This is a genomic window from Psychrobacter immobilis (assembly GCF_904846175.1).
GTDB classification, from domain to species: Bacteria; Pseudomonadota; Gammaproteobacteria; order Pseudomonadales; family Moraxellaceae; genus Psychrobacter; species Psychrobacter immobilis_E.
The window spans coordinates 475,469-498,186 of sequence record NZ_CAJGZM010000002.1; the positions used below are offsets into that span (position 1 = coordinate 475,469).

General features: G+C 42.3%; 15 protein-coding genes. 7 read left to right on the forward strand and 8 right to left on the reverse strand.

All coding sequences use genetic code 11. The features are described from left to right. Positions 1-34 precede the first annotated feature (34 nt). The 6 genes from pdxA (at position 35) to JMW39_RS04555 (ending at position 5,530) form a co-directional block, all read left to right on the forward strand. The gene (gene pdxA / locus JMW39_RS04530; protein ID WP_201544237.1) at positions 35-1,132 is read left to right on the forward strand and encodes a 4-hydroxythreonine-4-phosphate dehydrogenase PdxA; all 1,098 of its coding nucleotides are present in this window, start codon (positions 35-37) and stop codon (positions 1,130-1,132) included. Between the two features lie 478 nt (positions 1,133-1,610). Continuing rightward, the gene (locus JMW39_RS04535) at positions 1,611-2,138 is read left to right on the forward strand and encodes a type II toxin-antitoxin system HicB family antitoxin (protein ID WP_201544239.1); all 528 of its coding nucleotides are present in this window, start codon (positions 1,611-1,613) and stop codon (positions 2,136-2,138) included. A gap of 130 nt (positions 2,139-2,268) precedes the next feature. After that, the gene (locus JMW39_RS04540) at positions 2,269-2,895 is read left to right on the forward strand and encodes a hypothetical protein (protein ID WP_201544241.1); all 627 of its coding nucleotides are present in this window, start codon (positions 2,269-2,271) and stop codon (positions 2,893-2,895) included. A 79-nt stretch (positions 2,896-2,974) separates the two neighbouring features. Further along, on the forward strand, positions 2,975-3,367 hold the full coding sequence (locus JMW39_RS04545; protein WP_201544243.1) for a hypothetical protein: 393 nt from the start codon (positions 2,975-2,977) through the stop codon (positions 3,365-3,367). A gap of 406 nt (positions 3,368-3,773) precedes the next feature. Further along, the gene (gene rsmA / locus JMW39_RS04550; protein WP_201544245.1) at positions 3,774-4,637 is read left to right on the forward strand and encodes a 16S rRNA (adenine(1518)-N(6)/adenine(1519)-N(6))-dimethyltransferase RsmA; all 864 of its coding nucleotides are present in this window, start codon (positions 3,774-3,776) and stop codon (positions 4,635-4,637) included. 47 nt (positions 4,638-4,684) lie between these two features. Further along, positions 4,685-5,530 (forward strand): symmetrical bis(5'-nucleosyl)-tetraphosphatase, encoded by an 846-nt coding sequence (locus JMW39_RS04555; RefSeq protein ID WP_201544247.1) that lies wholly within the window; start codon positions 4,685-4,687, stop codon positions 5,528-5,530. Between the two features lie 109 nt (positions 5,531-5,639). Here JMW39_RS04555 and JMW39_RS04560 read toward each other — a convergent pair whose 3' ends face one another. From JMW39_RS04560 to JMW39_RS04595, 8 genes are all read right to left on the reverse strand, one after another. Beyond that, positions 5,640-8,120 carry a site-specific recombinase gene (locus JMW39_RS04560; RefSeq protein ID WP_201544249.1) on the reverse strand — a complete coding sequence of 827 codons (2,481 nt, stop codon included), beginning with the start codon at positions 8,118-8,120 and terminating at the stop codon, positions 5,640-5,642. 427 nt (positions 8,121-8,547) lie between these two features. Then, positions 8,548-10,332 carry an acyl-CoA dehydrogenase C-terminal domain-containing protein gene (locus JMW39_RS04565; RefSeq protein WP_201544251.1) on the reverse strand — a complete coding sequence of 595 codons (1,785 nt, stop codon included), beginning with the start codon at positions 10,330-10,332 and terminating at the stop codon, positions 8,548-8,550. Positions 10,333-10,629: 297 nt separating this feature from the next. Further along, the gene (locus JMW39_RS04570; protein WP_201544253.1) at positions 10,630-12,423 is read right to left on the reverse strand and encodes an acyl-CoA dehydrogenase C-terminal domain-containing protein; all 1,794 of its coding nucleotides are present in this window, start codon (positions 12,421-12,423) and stop codon (positions 10,630-10,632) included. 349 nt (positions 12,424-12,772) lie between these two features. Continuing rightward, positions 12,773-14,497, reverse strand: a complete 1,725-nt coding sequence (locus JMW39_RS04575) for a putative bifunctional diguanylate cyclase/phosphodiesterase (RefSeq protein WP_201544255.1) — start codon at positions 14,495-14,497, stop codon at positions 12,773-12,775. Positions 14,498-14,558: 61 nt separating this feature from the next. Beyond that, positions 14,559-15,443, reverse strand: a complete 885-nt coding sequence (locus JMW39_RS04580; protein ID WP_201544257.1) for a 16S rRNA (uracil(1498)-N(3))-methyltransferase — start codon at positions 15,441-15,443, stop codon at positions 14,559-14,561. 171 nt (positions 15,444-15,614) lie between these two features. Continuing rightward, a complete protein-coding gene (locus JMW39_RS04585) occupies positions 15,615-16,463 on the reverse strand; it encodes a methylenetetrahydrofolate reductase (protein ID WP_201544259.1) in 849 nt (282 codons plus the stop codon). A gap of 13 nt (positions 16,464-16,476) precedes the next feature. Continuing rightward, a complete protein-coding gene (gene ahcY / locus JMW39_RS04590; RefSeq protein ID WP_201544261.1) occupies positions 16,477-17,901 on the reverse strand; it encodes an adenosylhomocysteinase in 1,425 nt (474 codons plus the stop codon). 328 nt (positions 17,902-18,229) lie between these two features. Next, on the reverse strand, positions 18,230-20,164 hold the full coding sequence (locus JMW39_RS04595; RefSeq protein WP_201544262.1) for a TonB-dependent receptor: 1,935 nt from the start codon (positions 20,162-20,164) through the stop codon (positions 18,230-18,232). A gap of 388 nt (positions 20,165-20,552) precedes the next feature. Between JMW39_RS04595 and JMW39_RS04600 the strand changes: the two genes are divergently transcribed. Then, positions 20,553-22,562, forward strand: a complete 2,010-nt coding sequence (locus JMW39_RS04600; protein WP_227679302.1) for a mechanosensitive ion channel family protein — start codon at positions 20,553-20,555, stop codon at positions 22,560-22,562. The last annotated feature ends 156 nt before the right edge of the window (positions 22,563-22,718 follow it).

Below are 22,718 nucleotides of genomic sequence, written 5' to 3' on the forward strand. Positions count from 1 at the left end.
TCATATACTTAATATCACAATAGGATGTTTTACTATGCAAAAAAAATTACCATCATTAATCACAACTGGTGAGCCTGCTGGCATTGGTATGGATGTCGTGCTGTTATTAGCAGCTGAGGGTAAACTACAAGATTTTAAACGCCCAATTTGGGTCACTGCCGATAGTGCTGCGATGCAAAAGCGCGCTGATATGTTGGTGACAGCAGGCGTGCTCCAAAGCCGTCCACTTTGGCAAACCGTTGATTTAGACATTGCAGCTGATGATTTTTTAGAGCAAATATCGAAACAAACTATTGATGACAATAATAATGATAATCATGCTTTTATTCTACTGGATATCCCTTGTGCTGAGCCAGTCGTTTGCGGACAAATTAATACTCGCAATTCGGCAATGGTTGCCAAGCAGTTGGACATCGCGCATCAGTTAGCAACCAACAAAACAGTCGCTGCTATCGTCACAGGGCCATTGCAAAAGTCTGCGCTGATAGATGCCGATATTAAATTACTCGATGGCACCATGTTTAGCGGTCATACCGAGTTTTTTATGCAGCAAAGTGGCTGTGAGAAAGTCGTCATGATGCTTGCCAATCAAGCGATGAAAGTAGCGCTTGTTACCACGCATTTAGCATTAAAAGACATACCTGCGGCTATCACCGCTGATAACGTTCGTCAAACGGTGCAAATTGTCATTGACGATATGCGAGAGAAGTTTGGCTTAATGCAGCCACGTATTTTGGTCTGCGGTCTTAATCCTCATGCAGGCGAGGGCGGGCATTTGGGCGTTGAGGAAATTGAGATTATCAATCCCGTATTGCGTGAGTTTATTGATGCGGGCGTCGATATATCAGAGGCAATGCCAGCCGATACGCTATTCACTCCAAGGCATTTAGCGAACTGTGACGCAGTGATTGCTATGTATCATGACCAGGGTTTGCCAGTGCTTAAATCGCATGGTTTTGGTGATACGGTGAATCTTACCTTGGGGTTGCCGTATATCCGCACCTCGGTTGACCATGGGACGGCGCTTGATTTGGCAGGACGTGGCGGTGCAAGTGCTACCAGCTTATACCAAGCACTACTGATGGCTAATGAGATGGCGGATAAATCGCTTATTAATAGACCTCTTGCATAAGTCGGTGCCTTAGCGAGATTTGTAATGCAGTATTGGGTAACTTTAGTGTGAGTAATGGCTATTTATGAATCATCAAGTATGTTTTGATATAAGTGGTTGCTTTATAGCGGTCTGTTTTGAGTGGTCTGTTAATGGGTTTAAAGGGTGAAACAGGTGGCTCCGATGGGGTGTACCTGAAATAAATCATATTGAATCAGCCTAGAAGAAGCTAAAAGTAGTTATTTGCCATGTTATGTGATTAACGTTTCTCAATTCAAACTTCTACAAGATTAACCGCTTGGATGAGTCACAGAAAGGATGGGATTTTGAGCTGGTCAAACGACTGAAAGAGGACGCCTCACAGTTTGGTAAGCGGCCAATTAAAGATTATTTAAAGTACTAGATTTAAATATCTTATTATAGAATGCCTTAAAAATTGATTTGTACGAAACTAATGGGACAATCATCATCTAGATGATGTTAATAAATAGAGGCATTTATGAAGTCTGTTTTTGAAAAGATTGTGGGATTTATTGTAGCTTTGATTATGCTATGGCTTTTATTTATGTTCTTAGGCTGGGCTTGGGATAACAAAGGCGCGATATTTATGCTTATAGTTGGGATATTCGCTATAGGTATGTTAGTTATCTTTTTGAATAATAAAGACACGGGTATAGCCGATAAAACCGAAGAGAATCTTTATGTTGATGACGAACAAGCACTAACACCGTATAGTAAGACTGATGAAATCATAACGGCTCCCGCTAGTAAAATGATGGGAATTTCGATTAAAAATATTCAGTATCCTGCATTGTGCGAATGTGAGTTTGATGAAAATGAGAATAGTCGTTATTTTGTTTCATTCAGAGATATACCAGAAGCTAATGCTGAAGGCGGTACTCTTTTAGACACTATAGATATCGCTAAAAATTCGCTTTTATATGCTATTAATATGTATGAGATAAGGGGAGAGCAATTACCAATACCTAGTAAGGTGACGGCTGATGAAATTATGATTACTGTATAGGGTGGCTTAATCATAAAAATATGATTAAGCCTGCAATAAATAGCAGTTGTCTTTAGCTACTAAAAAGCTTTGATAAATCAATATTTTAGTAGCTGTATTTATTAAATATAATCAGTTAGGTGATTAATAAATGTCTTTTTTTAAAAATGCTGGGAAGAAGTTTGGTGAGGGTGCAGGCCTTGTTTTAGGAGGTAGTATAAAAGCTGCTGGTAAAGCTATGAAAAGTGATTTTACCCAAGAAATAGGGGAGGCCATTGATAAGTCAATGCAGAACACCGGTAGTTTGGTTGGAACTGTGATTGATGGTATAGCTGATGTTGGTGTTGGTGTACTAGAGAATGATGAAAATAAGCGGAGTAAAGGTCTATCTCATCTAGGCCGTACAGCTTCTACTGTAGGTGATCAGGTTCTAATCGCCACAGGAGAAATTCTAGGAAATACAATTGATACTGCAGATGGTTTACTTGAACGTGATTGGGATAAAGTAAAAACATCAGGGAGAGGCTTAGCTAAAGTAGCTATTGTTTCTACAGTGGCTATTGGGATAGTAGATATATTAGATGGTGCAGAACTATCTGGAACAGATGATATGGCTGCAACTGATAGCAATCAAATCGAAAACCCTAACACGCACTATGTTTCGCCTCATGAACGTATTTTACCAAGTGGTGAAGTTATTTGGGTGGATGGTGATGGCGATACTAGTATCGACCGCTCTACAGGCTGGGTACAAACTAATCCAAATTATCGTGCTTGAAAAAAATACAGACATTTTTTAGCTGAGATTTATAGCAGTTGCCTTAACCTTAGCCCTAAACAACTCTTAGGATGCATTTATGTTTAAAGAACAGAAATTTGTTATAAAACAAACAAAAAAAGATAGAAGTGAGTTAGAGTTCAATGAGGTTGTATTGGAAATACCTGATGAAAACGATTGGTTTTTTATAGGAGCTGTAATCTATAAATATCAGGGTGTAGAAAACAAATTACGTCTTTTGTTTACTTTGTATGAAACAAGTGGCGGTAGCTATGTTTGTACAAAATATACAGAAAAAGGTATAGCAGTTAGAGAGGGGTGGCTTGAGGCTGCCGTTATTAACACACCAAGCGATCTTACAACTATTTGTGGCATGACTAACGCAGCTAAAGAGTTCTACACGGAATTATCTCGTAAGTATCCATATCTAGCAGCAGGTTTACTAGGGCAATATATGACGGTCATTGACTAGATATATCCTAATCGCTTCTATGATCAAAAAAAGGATTTATTTATCCTACCCGATATTTGAAATTAGCAGATAAAACAGGAAAATTCGATTCTAATAAATACTTCAATAGTGGTTTGATTATTATCGTCAAGCTGCGTAACTAAAATCTCCCCAGTTTACCTCTACGGTTTCTTCAGCATAGCTCATCAAGTCCTCACTAGGGAACCGTATGTATAACCAACATTATAGCAAATGGTTTAAGAACAAAAAAGGCACTATGTCGATTGCTAAGGTATGGGTTATTTGTCGATAAAATGCCTCAAAAATACAGTGTAATTATGAGCTGTGCTATAATTTGTCATTATAAAGCCAATATATTACTGGCATCGACTTATCGACCCTTTTTTTTACCTATTAAGATTTTTTTATGTCCAAGACTACGTTTGATGCTCAAACTATTTCCAACAGCTTAAAAGCTGCTAAACACCAACCGCGTAAACGCTTTGGTCAAAACTTCTTACATGACCGTAGTGTTATCCGCGAGATTGTTGAGAGCATTCGCCTAGAGCGTGATGACAATTTAATCGAGATTGGACCGGGCATGGGTGCGCTGACTGAGCCGCTATTGGCAGAAGTCGATGCGATGACCGTGGTAGAGCTGGATCGCGATTTGGCAGATAGTTTACGTATTCGTATCGGTGCCAATAGCCATCCCAACTTTACGATTATCAAAGACAATGCCATGCATGTTGATTATCGTAAGCTGTATAGCCCTGAGCGTGGCAAGCTACGCGTAGTAGGTAATCTACCTTATAACATTTCTACGCCGATACTCTTTCATTTGCTCAGCTATGCTGACGTGATTCAAGACATGCACTTTATGCTGCAGAAGGAAGTGGTCGAACGTATCACAGCCGATGTCGGTAGCAAAACCTATGGTCGCTTGTCGGTCATTATGCAATATCACTGCCATACGGATTATCTGCTGACTGTACCACGTGGTGCCTTTAATCCACCACCAAAAGTGACCAGTGCCGTCTTTCGTCTGACACCGCATATCACCAAGCCAATTGTCGCAGAAGATGAAGAATATTTTTCAATTGTAGTACGCGAGACCTTTAATCATCGCCGTAAGACACTACGCGCGATATTTAAAAAATCAACGTTATTGCCGACTTTGACCGAAGAGGATTTTGCAGCGTGTGGCATCGATCCACAAGCGCGTCCTGAAGTTTTAAGTGTGAAAGACTTTGTCAATTTGAGCAATCAGGCACGCAAAATAGAGGTTTAATTTTTTGATACAAGCGTCATTTATCATCTAAAAAGTATAGAGGTGTTATGAGTTTTCGCCATCAGTATGTCATCGGTGACTTGCAAGGTTGCTATGCGGCATACCTGCAGTTACTGGAAACCTTGGATTTTGACCCAGTGCAAGACAAGCTATGGTTCGCAGGCGACTTGGTGGCACGCGGTGAAGATTCGTTAAGTATCTTACGTCATGTCAAAGCGCTATGTGAACAAGGGGCTGCGGCGACGGTGCTTGGCAATCACGATATCAATTTAATTGCTGTCTGGCGTGGGGCGACGCCGCTCAAGAAAAAAGACAAAACAGCGCCTATCTTCGCGTCCGATGATTGTGATGAATTGCTAGAATGGTTACGTCATCAACCGCTACTGGCTTATCCTGATGAGCATACGGTATTGGTACATGCTGGTATTCCACCGCACTGGACGATTGAGGCAGCAGCAAACTATGCGCAGCAATTAGAGACGCAGCTACAAGGTAATTTAAAACAGCTCGATCGTTTATTGCCGAATCTATATAGCAAAACCGCTGATGAGTGGCATGCAGGTATTAATGGCTTTACCAAAATGCGGGCGATTGCCAATTATTTCACGCGTATGCGCTTATGCAAACAAGATGGGTTGCTAGAATTTAGTTTTGCCGCAGGGTTAGATGACATTATGCCAAAAGATTTTTTGCCTTGGTTTGAATGGCAAGTACCGCGCACGCGCAAGATCTTATTTGGTCATTGGGCCGCGCTTAAAGCTGAGGTCGACTTGCCTTACGCGCGGGCACTTGATGGTGGCTGTGTTTGGGGTAATTATCTATTGGCTTATCGTTTGGGCGATGGCAAAGCCATCACCTCAAGCGCTCACTGCATACCACCAACAGAAGAATAGTCATGCTGCTTTATAGACCATTGTCTTAGATAAAAACCGTAAAAAAACAACTTAACGCTTAATTTGCACTTAAACCGTTTGCTAAGACTAAGCCACCAAAACCGCCCCATTAACTGGGTAGGTTTGGTGGTTTTTTTGGTTTAGGTAGCGGCGTTTTGGCATCGCCAGCAGCTTTATTTTCAGGATTGCTATCATCATGTTCATAATTGCCAGTCGCTTCATTATTCTCGTTAAAGGCTTTATGTGCTTTATCGTATTGAATATCACTGCTGTAAGGAACGCTATTTAGCTCCTCATCTATCAGTCCATCATCGAGGTCAATGACTTTTTTAGCACTCATTTGCTTGCTGGTATTCTGTGTTTCTCGACTTTTCAGCGCAGCGTCAGTTTCACTACTTGAGATATTATTATCATAATCTATGTCTGTAATAGCCTGCTCATTTTGCATACTTTTTTGCTTAGATTTAGGCAATATTTTTACATCAGACAAACGGCGCACGACATAATTATTGGGTATGGTTTGTCCACCTTTATGAGTACTCGTATCATCAAAAATCATGTGTCCTTGACTGTCAATGCGAGCGTACTTCATGGGTTTATCACGCGGCCAGATAAAGTCAGAAGGATGGGTAAGCAGGTGACTAAAAAGCTGCTTGGTTAAACGGCTCCAATCCATGAATTTGACTTCTTTAGAGCGTAGTGCCACAAATAATGCCAGCGAAAAGCTTACCATTAAGTTGACCATACCGATAAGAGCAACGCCCAAGATGGAGATAAATACAATCTGCCAATCCCATTGGTTGGCGGAAATATTAAACAGTCCATGCGCCAGGTTCGCCGAGGCAAAGGCAATATGGCGAATATCAATAGGCAAGCCAAATAAGAAACCGATAGTAGCGGTACTGCCTAAGAATACCCCAAATAAAAAGTTACCCATAATGGCGCCAAGGTTGGCTTCTATAAAGCCGCCTAAACGCTGTAACCATGCTTTGGGTAATAAGTATTGTAGAAGGCGGTGACGCTGAATACGGGCGCCGATTTGGTTGTAGACCGCCAAATTATCATAGTAACCAGCGATAAGACCGGATAAAAATAAATACACGCCTGCGATAGCCGCATGGGGGAGAGCCAAGGAGTGAAATGGGTCAAGATCATGCAATAAGTGCGCAGCCTTGTCGGTATTGATCATAGGTGCGCCGGTATATTGTAACCACGCAAACGAGATAATCAGGGCAACTGGTATTGCTACCATGACGTTACCCATAATCGCGACAAATTGAGTACGTAAAATGTCGACCACTAATTCTGATAACTTATTTAACTGGTGCGATTTTTTGCCAGAACCGTCAGATATGGTAGAGGCGATTGCCGCTGCCGTCATAGCCGGCTGTTTGGTGGCGACCGTACCGTGGACGATATGAATAAAAACAAAACCCAAACCATAAATCATGCTGTTAATAAAGGCGCGTCCCATCGGTGCAAGCGCCAGATGGTAGGCCAATATCTTAGTGGTCGCCATAAAAGCAATGATAAAGCCACCGATAGAGGCTTTTTTAAACATCTTCTGATAACCGGTTTTATCGGTACTAATATAGTGCTCGCCGACCCGGCTGGCATTTTCGGTGACTTTGCGCGATAGCAGCTTGGTATTATTGTCAATCAAATAACCAATACTATAGCGGCGACTGGCAGTGGTAATCAGCGCTTGAATGAGCTCAATGATGGCCTGATCACGCTTATCATAATTGTCTGCTACCAGCTCGGTTAGGATACGCATCCGCTGTAGACTTTGATCCAAACGCAGCATCATGTTGGTTAAGCGAATAGAGATACCGGTTTTATAAATACGCTTACGGATAGTGGCAACGATATCTTCACATTGCTCAATCATAACCAACAAAGGCGCAGGGTCTACCGCTTTTTCAGGAATGATGTCGGTTAAAGTATCAAGCTCATGTGCTTCTCGGTATTGATTCACATATAATACCGCTTCTTGATTTTGTGCCACAAATGACGCTGAATAATTGAGCATTTGCGGATAAAATTCCATCAAATCTGGATGCAAGCCAATGCCGCTAATACGATACGATAAAATGATAATAGCGTTCAAAATACTGTTTTTTGCCGTCGCCACCAAGTTTAAATGCTGCTCATTAACCTTGAGGAGGCCAACTAATTCATCCCATTCGTCTTTTTCGATAAGGGCGAGCCAACGCTCATCAGAACGTTTATCAAATAGATAACCGACCAATTCTACAACCGAATCTTCTTGTGGCAACAGCGGTAAAAAACGATGACCGATAAGGCGGCGTAGACTATTAAAAAAGCCCTGATCCGACATGATGCCAGTATCGGTATATAAAGCGATTTGGCGGTATTCAATAATAAGTTTTAAGACAAAGCTGGATAGTCCGTCGGCATATTCTGGATGTTGACGTAAAATATCAATCAGCTCTTGAATGTTTTGATTGGCTAATGTGGGCTCTCTATCACTGACGCGTAGCTCATCGATTAAGCGTTTGAGTACCGCAGGATCTGGCACATCACTTAAGGCAGTAATCTGTTGTAAAATGTGTTTTATTTCTGACACATCGCATCCCTTATGGTGGTTATTTCAATCATTGTTATTATTCAGTATGTGCAAGGATATATGTTCTTTTAGTGGCTATTAACTATTGTCGTTATCAATGTGGCAATGAATGAAAGTATTCATTGCCAATTTTCAGCTCGTTAATTTGCTTGCTGTTAATGTAAGAATTACAAGTATTTTTACTAATTTTAATGCGCATCACTCTGCGTTATTTTAATCGTAACGACGCATGGGCGGTTAATTATTTTGTTAGCAGTTATTGTGCTGCTGTGCCGTTCATTCAGTCGATTGTTATTTTAATTCTAGTTTTGATTGCTTCAGTTGCTTTAATTAATGCGACAATATTTTTGGCAAAAAAAGGGACAGTAACGTTACTGTCCCTTTTATCGTAGTGCGGTACGGCTTACTTTATTATAAAAGTAAACAATTAGCTAGCAGGTACATCAAAGTAACTAAGATCAAAGTTCATCATTGGATCGCTACCGGCCTTGACCATCTGCGAATGAGCATCGATACGTGGCAAGATACGACCAACGAAATAATCGGCAAGCTTGGCTTTGTTGGTATAGAATTCACCTTCTTTACCGTTAGCGGCTTCGACCATTAGTGCAAACATGTACGAGTAGGCAAGGTAACCAAAGGCATGCATGTAATCAACGGCGCAGCCATTAATCTCACTCTTACGTGAGCTAATATTGCCAAGCACAGCAGTGGTTAGATCTTCAATCGTATCGGCCGCCTCTAGCGTTGCTTGCTTGATACCATGATCCGCTTGCATATTATTGACAAAATCACGAATCTCACCTAAGAAATGGGTGACATATTTGCCATTATTTTTCGCCACTTTACGACCTAATAGATCAAGCGCTTGAATACCGTTGGTGCCTTCATAAATCTGGGCGATACGCGTATCACGGACGATTTGCTCCATACCCCATTCGCGGATATAGCCGTGACCGCCGAATACTTGCTGGCAATCAATAGTTGCTTCTAGCGCTTTATCTGTTAAGAAAGCTTTAGCAACTGGCGTCAATAGGGCAACGCGCGCAGCGGCTGCTTGAGCGGCCTCTGGATCAGTACTAAATTTCTCCTGATCAAGATTTTTGGCTACGTACATCGCAAAACAACGTGACGCTTCGGTGTTGGCTTTTGCATTTAACAGCATGCGGCGTACGTCGGCATGATGAATGATCGCATCGGCAGGTTTTTCTGGGCTTTGAATTTGGGTATCGCTACGACCTTGACCACGGTCATTGGCATATAGCGCCGCGTTTTGATAAGCAAGCTCAGAACCACCAAGGCCTTGCAGACCCATGGTCACACGCTCATAGTTCATCATAATGAACATTGAAGACAGACCAGTGTTTTCTGCGCCAACCATCCAGCCTTTGGCGTTGTCAAAGTTCATCACACAAGTAGCAGAGGCTTTGATTCCCATTTTGTGCTCGATAGAGCCAGCCGCCAAGGTGTTGCGCTCGCCTAAGCTGCCATCTTCATTGACCAAGAATTTTGGTACCACAAATAGCGAAATACCTTTCGAGCCTTCTGGTGCATTCGGCGTTTTTGCCAATACCAAATGGATGATGTTTTCAGTTAGGTCATGCTCGCCGCCGGTGATAAAGATTTTGGTACCAGAGATATTGTAGCTATCATCATCGTTAGGCACGGCTTTGGTTTTGATAATACCTAAGTCAGTACCCGCATGCGGCTCGGTCAAGCACATGGTACCTGCCCATTCACCGTTATACATTTTTTCTAGATAGGTTTGCTTCTGCTCTTCAGAAGCCGCCGCATTTAGGCAAAGTGTCGCGCCAACGGTTAGGTTTGGATATAAAGCAAATGATTGGTTGGCTGTGAATACCATCTCTTCAGTCAGCATGGTAACCATTTTTGGAAAACCTTGACCGCCGTATTCAGAGTTACCGCTTAAACCAACCCAGCCTGATTCTGCGTACTGCTTATAAGCGTCTTTAAAGCCAGTAGGAGTGGTTACAACGCCATTACCTTCAAAGGTTGCGCCTTCTTCATCACCGCTACGGTTGATAGGTAATAACACGTTTTTTGACAGTTTTGCCATTTCTTCCAAAATCATATCGACGGTTTCCATGTCAACATGAGCAAGGTTTTCGTTGTTTTGCCAAAATTCATGGGCTTTAAAGACGTCAGTTAAAATAAAGCGCATGTCGTTAAGAGGGGCATTATAAACAGCCATAAACATTCCTTTGGTTTAAATGAATAAAAGTAAGTAGGGCGAAAGCATTCAGTTGTGCTTTTGAGCGTAGCTTAACCATAGATAGCTAAAGTTTAGCAAATTAGCGTATCGAGAGGTGTATTTGTTCGTGAATTATGCGTACACCAAAAATAGTGATTATTTAGCAAAGCTGTTGTCTTGGCAGCGTCATTCCCTAAATTTGTATTAAGAAAATCGGCAACACACCTAAGTATGTTGCCGATAAGAACTGCGCGTTAAAATCCATACTACATTATAAACATTTCAAATTTTTATAAATTAAAATGCAAACTGATCAACGTCCATCGTCATATACGGCTCAACACCAGTAGCGATACGCTGTACATGAGTAGTGGTGCGTGGCAGTAACTTAGCAAAGTAGAACTGAGCGGTTTTTACTTTGGCATCATAGAAGGCTTGTTCGCTAGTGCCATTAGCAAGTTCAGTTTGTGCTACTAATGCCATGCGTGCCCATAAGTAGGCTAGCGTCACATAACCGCTGAAATACATATAATCAACAGCAGCGCCGCCAACTGCATCTGGGTTTTCAGTGGCTTGCATGCCGATGCGTGCAGTCAAGTCGCCCCATTCTTTTAGATGTTTGGCAAGAGGGCGGATAAACTGACCCATTGCATCATTGTCTTGGTTTTCTTCGCAGAATGTTTGGATGATTTTTACAAAGTTTGCAAGCAGTTTGCCTTGTGAGCCCAATACTTTACGACCTAGTAAATCAAGTGCTTGAATTTCAGTGGTACCTTCGTATAAGCAAGCAATGCGCGTATCACGCACGTTTTGCTCCATACCCCATTCGCTGATAAAGCCATGACCACCATAAACCTGTACGCCATGATTGGCCGCTTCTAGACCAGTTTCAGTCAAGAACGCTTTAGCAATCGGTGTCAATAGTGACAGCATTTGATCAGCAAATTTAAGCGCATCGCCTTCGCCTTTTGCAACGGTATCGGCAAAATGTGAGAGGTAATAAACTAAGGCGCGACCACCTTCAGCAAAGGCTTTTTCGGTCAATAGCATGTTACGAACGGCTGGATGAACGATGATAGGGTCAGCAACTTTCTCTGGCGCTTTAACACCAGATAATGAACGCATTGCTAGGCGGTCTTTGGCATAAGTTAATGAGCCTTGGAACGCATATTCTGCTGCGGTTAAACCTTGAACTGCGGTACCAATACGCGCCACGTTCATAAAGGTAAACATGCACTGTAAACCACGGTTTTCAGGGCCAATCAGATAACCCGTTGCGCCATCAAAGTTCATCACACAAGTTGCTGATGCTTTGATACCCATTTTGTGTTCGATAGAGCCACAAACGACGTTATTGTTTTCACCTAGGCTACCATCTTCGTTGACCGTTACTTTAGGAACGATAAACAGTGAGATACCTTTTGTACCAGCAGGCGCGCCTGGTAGACGAGCCAAGACAATATGAATGATATTATTCGTTAAGTCATGCTCACCAGCTGAAATGAAGATTTTTTGACCAGTGATGCTATAACTGCCGTCATCATTAGGCTCGGCTTTGGTGCGGATAATACCCAAATCAGAACCGGCATGTGCTTCAGTCAAACACATGGTACCTGACCATTCGCCGCTGACCATTTTTTCTAAGTAGGTTTGTTTTTGCTCATCAGTTCCATGATGCTCGATGGTTTGAATCGCGCCATGTGATAGACCAGGGTACATAGAAAATGACCAGTTCGCTGTACCAACCATCTCATTAATGACGGTTGATAACGAGAACGGCATGTTTTGACCGCCAAAATCTTCTTCAGCAGACAAGGCTGGGAAGCCAAGCTCACAATACGCTTTATAGGCTTCTTTAAAGCCCTTTGGCGTGGTCACTTGACCATTATCAAACTGACAGCCCTCAGCATCACCGCTTTGGTTTAATGGTGACAGCTCATTTTCAGCAAAGCTTGCCGCCATCTCAAACAGGCTATCCATCAACTCGCGATCGGCTTCTTGGAATGCAGGCAAGGTTTTGTAGTGGCTTTCGCTGTCAAGTAACTCATGCATCACGAATTGGATATCACGTAGGGGTGCTTTATATTGCATAACTTCCTGTCCTTTTTTAGGGTGCGACCGGCAGTAATACGGCGACTATCATTGATTTTCATCATTGAAATCTGAGTCGCTCGAGTGTTACTAGTATGAGGATTGTCTGTGTCAATAGCAGACAACAACACCGGTTATATGAAATAGAGTGAGAAGAGTAAAAAGAATTATGACTGTATTCGTAAATTCTTGGTAAAAGATAGGCGTTCACTGGTAAATATACAAGTTTGGTGACAATACTGATAAGTCACCAACCTGTCTTGCATCCTATATATCATCGACCCTACAGAGTAAAAAGCTTAACAATAATTGTAGGAATACTCAATCAACATGCTTTTATGGCAATATATTAAGAGAGCTTGTTTTCAGACAAATGTTGTTGCGTTAGCATCTTAGTTGCCTTATCAGCCGTCATTGGCTTACCAAACCAATAGCCTTGACCGTACTGACAACCCATGCTGAGCAGTAAATCGCGTTGTTGCTCGTTTTCGATGCCTTCAGCGATAACCTGCATATCAAGCGCTTCCGCTAAATCCAAAATCGCTTTGACAATCGCGCGCTGTGTACAGTCGTCTGTAATTTTTGAGATAAAACTTTTGTCAATTTTAATAAAGTCAAACGGATATTCCTGTAAGTAGCTTAACGAAGCATAACCGGTACCAAAGTCATCAAGCGCAAGGCAGATACCGAGCTCTTTAAGTAAGTCCAGTTGCTTTTTGACATCGGCATGGCGCTGTATCAGTGAGGATTCGGTCACTTCAATGTGCAGCTGGTGAGCGGCAAGTTTATGGCTTACTAATAAGTCGCTGACCAAATCAAAAAAATCAGGATGGCTGAATTCAGCGGCATCGGCATTGATACAGATGTGCTGATGCAAGTCCAAAGCTTGCCAAACGGCTAATTGCTTGGCGATTTGAGAACCCATTTGTGAAAATAGCTCAAACGACAGTTTATGAGAAATAACCGCATCCATAAACTCCGCGGGTCTTAGTAAACCGCGGGTAGGGTGTTGCCAGCGCACCAAAGCCTCAAAACCGCTAATCACGCCCGTATCTAAGGCGAATTTAGGTTGGTAATAAGGCACAAATTGCCCTTCATTAGTGGCAGCTCTCAGCTCTGATTCCAACTGTATATTGTGCGCATTCATCTCATTAATGGCTTTATGATACCAACACACATCATCGCCGCCCTGCTGTTTGACATAATTCAATGCTTTTTCTGCTTTGGTGAGCAAGCTGATAAACTCATTACCGTTTTCAGGAAAATAGCTCACCCCAACAGAGATATGGCAATAGACTTGTGTTTCTGTCTTGGTACTGTCATTTAAGAAAAAAGGGCGCTCGCACATTTGCATGAGACTGTCTAACTGATGGCGCACCATGTTGGCATCATTGCATTCAAACAATAGGGCGAAGTCATCGCCACCAAAATGAGAAAAACAGCGTAAATCATCCAGCTCTAACTCGGCAATACGTAAGACAAAATTCTCTACCAAGGTATTGATAGAATCCGGTCCCAATAAGCTGGCAAGGTTGCGATAACGGTCAATGTTAAAACGCACAACCACCACTTCTTGATAGCTCTCTAATAACAATTCACTGGTTTGACTTAAAAATACTTTACGGTTCGGCAGTCCCGTAAGTTGGTCATAATTCAGCAGGTGCACGACCTTTTTTCTGTTTTTAACCAGCGTCGCCATATTACGAATGGTACCGACGTAATAAGGAATTTTTTCTAAATAGATTTTGCGATAGGTGATATGGCAGTCGAGGATTTGTCCATAACGGTTTGCCATCGAAAAATCCATTTCACAAAATCCTGTGCTGTCTAAACTGTTAATCAGATTTCTGAGCACCGCTTGTTCATCTTCTGACAAAAATTCAGCAGCATATATCCCAAGCGGACGTCCAAGCAAAAATTTTTCTGTATAGCCAAGCATCAGCTCATAATTCGCATTGACGGACAGATAGCGCAATTTTTCGTCCAATATGAATATGGCGTCTTCAAATTGCTCGCATAGTTTGACCAATAATTGCTGTTTATCTGATATTGGCATAGGGATAAAATCAGTCATAATGGGACTCATAACATCAAATTGAATAATAAATGGCGCTGTGACAGTGGCAATTTGATGCCTAAAGACTTAAAGCATGCAGGGTCGCCAATGTTGCCAATGTCGCTAAGGCAACGACAGGCGCGGTTTCGGTACGTAAAACCCTTGAGCCAATTTGCCAAGGTTGAAAACCGATGTCAGCGGCTTTGGCGCATTCATCAGCGCTGAGCCCGCCTTCAGGTCCGATTAATAATTCGATATAAGGCGCATGTTGTTTTAAAACGACGGGTAGCGCCTCAGGCATTAGGAGTTGTCCTGCTGCTGGCACGCTCAGTTGCAGGCGCAAATCTGCTGGTTGCTGTAGTACTTGGTAATAAGCATCTTTACTTAGCTCAGCTACTATAGGGCTGACCGCCATTGCTATATCACTACTCGCTGTCTTATTTAACCAGTCATCAATCGATAATGGCGCGATAATAAGAGGTGGACGGTTAAGACCGCATTGCTCACAGGCAGCGATGGCAACTTGCTGCCAATGGGCCAGTTTTTTCTCTACTTGCGCAGGTTTTAGGTTGACCTCGCCATGATGGCTGCTCAGCAGCTGAATAGCGGCCACGCCAAGCTCAGTCGATTTTTGAATGGCGTAATCCATACGTTCACCACGACTCATCACCAGCCCAATTTTCGTCAATATAGCGGCATTGCGGTCAGTTTTTACGTGCGCCAATAACGTTGCAGAGGCGTGTTTTTTGCTAATGGTATTGAGCTGTACCTGATATTCACCGCCAAAGCCATCAAATAAAATACCTTGATCGCCAATATTTGCTCGTAATACACGGCACCAATGATGGACGATGTTTTCAGTTAGTTCGACGCTAGCACCGATAGGCAAGGTGCTAAGTTGAGGGTAGGTTGGGGTGTTTTTATCACTGCTGTCACTACTGGTGGCATAAAAGAAACGTCGCAAAGTTACTTATTCCTATAATTTAATCATATTGTTTTGAAATATATTAGCAGAATATCATTTGAGTGGGTAAAGGGATTATCTTTAGTAGAATTTGCATAAGTGCAATTCCCATAGCAAAAAGACTGGCGCTCCTAGGAACGCCAGTCATTAAGCAATACATTCAATAAATATTTAAGCAATCAAACCTAACGCTTCGACTAAGCGCTTGTTTGGCTCAACCTTATTCATGCTATAAAAATGCATGGCAGGGACGCCCTCGGCAATCAATCGCTCACATAAACGATAAACGACATCAAAGCCGAACTCGCGAATAGCAGTACGGTCATCGCCAAAGTCAGCCAAGCGCTTACGCACATAACGTGGAATATCAGCGCCACAGCTATCGGCAAAGCGTACTAAATTGCTTGAGTTGGTAATCGGCATAATGCCAGCGACCAATGGCTGTGCAACCGTATCAATACCGCGTTTTTCTAAGCTATCACGCAGATATAGATAGCTATCGGCGTTATAGAAAAACTGCGTAATTGATGCGTTAGCGCCAGCTTGGTATTTATTGACCAAATTCTCAACATCAAGCTCAAAGCTACGTGCTTGTGGATGCATTTCAGGGTAGGCTGCGACCTCAATACGGAAGTGATCACCTGAATATTCGCGAATAAACTTAACCAAGTCTAACGCAAACGGCAGTTCCCCCATGCCCACTTGCCCCGATGGCAAGTCACCACGTAGCGCGACTAAGCGCTTGATGCCCAAACCTTTATAAAGATCGAGCAATTCAGCAATTTCACTTTTATCGTCGCCGATACAAGACATATGCGGCGCAATATCCGTGTTACCGCGCGCGCACAGGGCTTGAACGATATCTAAAGTGCGACTACGGGTTGAACCGCCAGCACCATAGGTCACTGAAAAGTACGCAGGGGACAGCTTGTTCAGCTCATCATAAGTACTGAGTAGCTTTTCGTGTCCTTGTTCAGTTTTGGCGGGGAAAAACTCAAAGGAGATAGCAGGCTTAGTCACAGTCTGGCTCCTTTTAGTATTTATAAGCGTCAGGCTTGAACGGACCTTCGACAGGCACCCCCAAATACTCAGCTTGTTTTTCAGTCAGCTTCGTTAAGGTACCGTTAAAGCCTGCAACCATCGCAGCAGCGACTTCTTCGTCTAGTTTCTTTGGTAATACTTTAACGTATAAGTTATCAGCACGCGTATCAGCTGGCAAGTCGGCAAATTTTTCTTCAAACAGATACATTTGCGCCAATACTTGGTTAGCAAATGAGCCGTCCATCACGCGTGATGGATGACCAGTGGCATTACCTAAGTTTACCAAACGACCTTCAGCAAGCAAAATCAGATAATCGTTTTCATCATCTGAGCGGAAAATTTGATGCACCTGTGGCTTGATCTCAACCCAGCGCCAGTTGTCACGCATAAACTGTGTATCAATTTCAGTGTCAAAGTGACCGATGTTACAAACGACGGCACCAGGTTTTAGCGCAGCTAGCATGTGTCTATCACAAACATGATAGTTGCCGGTAGTCGTGACAATCATGTCAGTATCTTCGAGTAGACGGGTATTGATGTTTTCTGCGCCGCCAGTGTTATCGCCATTAATATACGGTGATAATACTTCGAAGCCATCCATACAGGCCTGCATCGCACAGATAGGATCAACTTCTGAAACACGGACAATCATGCCTTCTTGACGTAAGCTTTGCGTAGAGCCTTTACCAACATCACCATAACCGATGACTAAAGCGCGACGACCAGCAAGGAACATATCAGTAGCACGTTTGATGGCGTCATTTAAGCTATGACGGCAGCCGTATTTATTGTCATTTTTAGACTTGGTAACGGCGTCATTGACGTTGATAGCAGGTACTTTTAACGTGCCTTTATTCAGCATTTCAACCAGACGATGCACACCAGTGGTGGTTTCTTCTGAGATACCATGGATGTTATCGAGTAGCTCTGCATAATCATTATGAATCAAAGCGGTCAAATCGCCGCCGTCATCCAAGATTAAGTTGGCATCCCAAAGCTGACCTGACGCTTCACCGCCAACGTGGATTTGTTGACGCAAGCACCACTCGTACTCTTCTTCTGTTTCGCCTTTCCAAGCATAAACAGAGATACCAGCAGCTGCAATCGCAGCAGCAGCATGGTCTTGAGTTGAGAAGATATTACATGAGGTCCAGCGTACTTCAGCACCTAGCGCGACTAGAGTCTCGATAAGTACAGCAGTTTGGATGGTCATGTGGATACAGCCAGCGATTTTTGCGCCTTTAAGCGGTTGATCCGCTTCGTAGCGACGACGCAAACCCATGAGGGCAGGCATTTCGGCTTCAGCTAAAGTGATTTCACGGCGACCATAGTCAGCTAGGCTGATGTCGGCGACTTTATAGTCAGTGAAAGAGGGGTCGATCGTATGGGCAGATGGGGTGTTAGACACTGCGTCCATAATATGCTCCTATCAGTGGTTAAGGTATGATAAAAAGAATAATAGCGCAGGTGCCGTTGTTATGCTGTCAAAGACTAGAGTGACTAGTATCAGACAGTTTACCGAGCCTAACATGAGGAATTAATCAGCTTAGTTTGTTTATAGAGCGCAAACGTAAGCATCAATTCATATGGTGCAACACCTCTCGGAGGGTGATTATTGTAATAGATAGCGGTTAATTTGTCACCTATTGGCTAATATAAATGGTAAGTGCTTGAGTCATAAAAAAAGGCCATCGATAGATAGCCTTGATTATTTATATATAAGTTCTGACTTTTACCCAATAAGCTTAAAACCAGTCATAGGTAAGTGAGGTGAAATAACTGGTACCTTCAGTAGCATAGACGTTACCAAATTGGCTTGAAAGCGTATAGTCTTCATCAGTGATATTATCTACCCGCAAGTTAGCGCGAAGATTAGGATTAATATAAACAGCGCCACTCAAATTAAGCAACGTATAACTATCAAGTTTATTGTTTTCGGCCGTGACTCTATCATCAGTATGTTTGGCTTCGAGGCGAACATCGAACATAGGCTGTTGATAACCGATATAAATCAAACCGCTATTTTTAGGACGGTAGGCAAGTTGTTGATCATAGTTGGCACTGTTTGCGGTTTTGTTTTTCGCATCTAGATAGTCATAACCCAAACCAAAGATAAAGGCATCTATATTCCAATCTGAGGTCAAACTCAACCCTTTGATTTTTGCTTCATTAATGTTGCTACCATTTGCAATCAAGTCTTCTGCATCTGTGTAATAGCCTGTCAATCTTGAGGTCTGAGCGTCATTAGCATATTCAACGAATACTTCAGTATTTTTCGTTCTTTCAGGTTTTAGGTTCGGATTTTCATAGCCTGGGAAGTATAAGTCATTAAAGGTTGGTGCACGAAATCCGGTCGCATAGTTGGCACCGATTCGCATGCCGGCCAACGGACGTATAGCCGCTCCTAAGTTGTAGGTGCTTTCATTACCATACTGCGAGTTGTCATCTACACGATAGTTAGCTTGCAGGTCGTAATAAGTGTCTGCAAGCTGATAACCAACGAAGGCACTTTTGACCGTTCTGTCGTCAGGGTCATAAGGGGTTTGCAGAGCAGGATTAGGATAACCTGAAAAATCTAAAACATCTGATGCGTCTAATTTTTGTGACAACCATTCTGCCCCGATGATAACGGTACCAGGTTGCGCGTTGATACTGGTCTCTAAGCGTGCCTGCTCTTGGGTGGTATCGAACTGACTGCCTTCTTGATAAATAATAGAGTTGGCGTCATGAGAAGTCGATTTATCGATACTTTGACCGTAACTAAGTTTGCTGAGCGTCAAAGGCGTTTTATATTGAAGATAAGCATTTGCACTGCCATTTTTTTGATCCGAATAGGCATTCGGAAAAGCGTTTCCTGCCGAGTCAATATCAGTGGTAGAGTCAGTATACAATGCACTCAGTCCCGCGCTTAGCGAATCTGAAAGCTTATGCTGCAATGCTAAACTGGCGTTGGTAGATTTAAAGCCATCATCGTCCACGTTATAATCATAAGACTCGGGATTGGCTATCACGTTAAAGCCGTCTGTTTCGTTGCGACTGACACCTAAGCTCAATGATGAAGTGTCATTTTTAAGCTGACCTGTTACGCCTACTTGGTAGTGATTGTTACTACCGTAACCAACGCTAGTAGAAACATTGGATTTATCAACGCTATTGCCCTTAGTAAAGATTTGAATGACACCGCCCATGGCGTCAGAACCATAAATACTAGAGCCTGAGGCGCCGTATAAAATTTCGATGCGATCAAGTTGATCTGCTGATAATAAATTTAGGGAAGGGCTTCCTAAAGAGATAGAACCATAGCGTATCCCATCGATAATCACCAAGACTTGCTTGCTATCAAAGCCACGCATATAAAAATTACTGGCTGTGCCCATACCGCCACTTTGCGTAATATTAATACCAGGCTGATTTTTTAATACATCAGTAACTGTCTGACCTTGATAACGTTGTAGCTCTTCACTATCAATGACCCGCGTTTGAGCAATCACATTACTGGTTTTAGTCGGCGTACGCGTCGCTGTCACGACGATTTTATCAAGCTCAACTTGTGGTAGTTCGCTATCATTGATAACGCTACTATCAACAGTCGCTGCTGTGGCACTCATAGCACATACGCCTAAAGCACTTAAGATACATAATCGCAGATAGGTGGTCGAAGATGAACGTGGTAAAGCCATATTTAATTCCAAAGTTTAATGACAAATCGAACAAAGTAAAAAGTTACAGAAACGAGAGTTTAAAAGTAAAAAGTTACAAAAAGTAATACGAAGATTACATACGCTTATTATCTATAAAATTAGCAAACTTATAAACCACTTTGTCCTAATATTTATTCAGCATACGCTGAGTGGCGCTCATGATGAATGGGGGTTTCTTTGGGTTGCTTAGCCATTCCTAGTGTTTTTTAGTCCTTTAGATGACCATCAACTGCATTAAAAGCAGGCACTACGGTAAGCAGCAATAAAAACATGCAATCAAACGCATTGCTGTGATTAATAATTGCTATTATAGTGGCAAATTTCATTTATTTTCTGTGCTGCCATTCATAAAGCTAAGAGGTTCGTTTTGTCTATTCAGCGTCATCTGAGTGCTCGTACTGCGCCACCTTCATTATTTTCATCTATAAAAACAAAAACACCACTTATGATAATGGTGTTTTTGTTCGCGATGATATTGAGCGTATTAAGCGTAGTTTTTTCACATAGTGCAGTTGCTGCCGAAGCCAGCATATTGGGTGTGGGTGGTCAAAGTGAAGAGGCGGTCAATGCATCGACACCAGATTCTTTCGGACGTGACACGCCGCGCCATACAGTGCAAGGCTTTATCAAAGCATTGGGTGATAATGACTATTTGCTGGCAAGTAATTATTTAAATTTATCCAAGTCTGATAATCCAACCACTATTGTGCGCCAGTTTAAGCAAGCGCTAGATGCTGGCGGACGTTTTCAGCCTGATTTGCAAATTAATAATACGCCCGAAGGTAATTTAAGCGATCAGCTACCGCCAAGCCAAGAAAACGTAGGCGTGATTAATATCGGTGATAAAAGCGTGCCGCTGCTGCTCGAAAGAGTTGTCTCTAAACAAGGTGAGCAGTATTGGCAGTTCTCCAACGATACACTTAGCTCAATACCAGAAGTTATAGAAAATTATCAGCCGACGCTGGTTTCGCGCTACACCATTGACTCATTAGATGGTAAAAAGCTATTTGGCTATCAAATTTCCGATATATTTGCGGCATTAGCCATTATTGTCAGTAGTTTTATCCTCACTTACATTCTGGTTTGGCTGCTATATCATTTATTAAAACTGCTTTATCCTCGCGTTCGAAGTGAGACGTTACCTCTACCTGATAATGTCATATTGCCACTGACCGTCGTCATCATGGCACTGATATTATCCGAGGTGATGGTTTACGCTGGCATATCAGTGACATTGCGTGAGCCGATTAAACGCTTTAGCGATATTGCCTCTTGGGTGGCGACGACGTGGCTATTATTGCGCGTCATCGACTCGATATTCACGCGTGCGGTCAATTTAAGTTATAAGAAAAACTATACTGAGCGTGTCTCTATCTTGGGTCTAATGCGTAAAGTAGTTAAAGCGCTGTTATTGATATTTGCCGTTATTGTCATCTTCGGCAATTTAGGCTTTGATTTGACCACAGGTATTGCTGCACTTGGGGTCGGTGGTTTAGCCTTGGCACTGGGTGCACAAAAGACGATTGAGAACTTGGTCGGTAGTGTGGTGGTGGTAGCAGATTCGCCGGTACGCATCGGTGACTACTGTAGTTTCGGTAATCAAGCAGGTACAGTTATTGATATCGGTATTCGCTCATCACGGGTGCGTACGCTGAACCGTACAATTGTCACTGTGCCTAATAGCGACTTCTCATCGATGCAAATCGAGAATTATACCTCACGTGATATGTTTCATTTTTTACATAACTTATATATCAAGCGCAATGCTGATATTGATGTTATCTTTAATCTGGTCAAGAAATTGGATCAATTTTTGGACGATCACGAACTGACCAATCAAGAGTGGAATCAGGCCAATATTTTGGAGTTGCGTCAAGACTGCTACGTCATTCAACTGCGCGCTTATATTAATGCTGTCGATTCGATAGAGTTTTATGGCAAACAAGATAGCTTATTGGTTGATGTTCTAACCCTTGTCAAAAAATACGATGTTGAGCATGCGCTACCGACGCAGCAACTGATTGTCAATCAAGCTGAGCTTGAGCCTCAAATGCAAAATGACATTGATGACATTGATGATGCTAATAATAATGGTACTGAGCCAGCAGAAGGTAATTTAAGCACTGATAGCAACAATGACAATATCCATCCTAATAGTGATGAGCACAATGGGTTTGATTTAAGCAAAGAGGCGGAAAAAACCAAGTACGATAAAGCTGCTGCAATTCAGGAAAATGGCAAAGCCGAGAATGAAAAAGTTGCAGATGAAAAATTTAATATCGATAGAGAGCGAATCCGTAAGAGAAAAGCATTGGTAAAAAATAAGTTTAAACGTGCCAAAAGAAACTTTGGTTTTTCTATCTGGAATCAGCCTTAGTATTTTATGGGGCAGTTTTGCTTAAAATCTATAGTCAGTTCTTTTTAAATAAGATACAATCGTTTTAAAACAAGCGAAATGGCAGAAGAACAAATGACCTATTCAGCAGATTTTCGAGCACAAGTGATTAGAAGTGTCAAAAACAAAGACATGAGT

Coding starts and splice junctions, on each gene's coding strand:
- pdxA (WP_201544237.1), top strand. CDS start 35: ATGCAAAAAAAATTACCATCATTAATCACAACTGGTGAGCCTGCTGGC.
- JMW39_RS04535 (WP_201544239.1), top strand. CDS start 1,611: ATGAAGTCTGTTTTTGAAAAGATTGTGGGATTTATTGTAGCTTTGATT.
- JMW39_RS04540 (WP_201544241.1), top strand. CDS start 2,269: ATGTCTTTTTTTAAAAATGCTGGGAAGAAGTTTGGTGAGGGTGCAGGC.
- JMW39_RS04545 (WP_201544243.1), top strand. CDS start 2,975: ATGTTTAAAGAACAGAAATTTGTTATAAAACAAACAAAAAAAGATAGA.
- rsmA (WP_201544245.1), top strand. CDS start 3,774: ATGTCCAAGACTACGTTTGATGCTCAAACTATTTCCAACAGCTTAAAA.
- JMW39_RS04555 (WP_201544247.1), top strand. CDS start 4,685: ATGAGTTTTCGCCATCAGTATGTCATCGGTGACTTGCAAGGTTGCTAT.
- JMW39_RS04565 (WP_201544251.1), bottom strand. CDS start 10,332: ATGGCTGTTTATAATGCCCCTCTTAACGACATGCGCTTTATTTTAACT.
- JMW39_RS04570 (WP_201544253.1), bottom strand. CDS start 12,423: ATGCAATATAAAGCACCCCTACGTGATATCCAATTCGTGATGCATGAG.
- JMW39_RS04575 (WP_201544255.1), bottom strand. CDS start 14,497: ATGACTGATTTTATCCCTATGCCAATATCAGATAAACAGCAATTATTG.
- ahcY (WP_201544261.1), bottom strand. CDS start 17,901: ATGGACGCAGTGTCTAACACCCCATCTGCCCATACGATCGACCCCTCT.
- JMW39_RS04595 (WP_201544262.1), bottom strand. CDS start 20,164: ATGGCTTTACCACGTTCATCTTCGACCACCTATCTGCGATTATGTATC.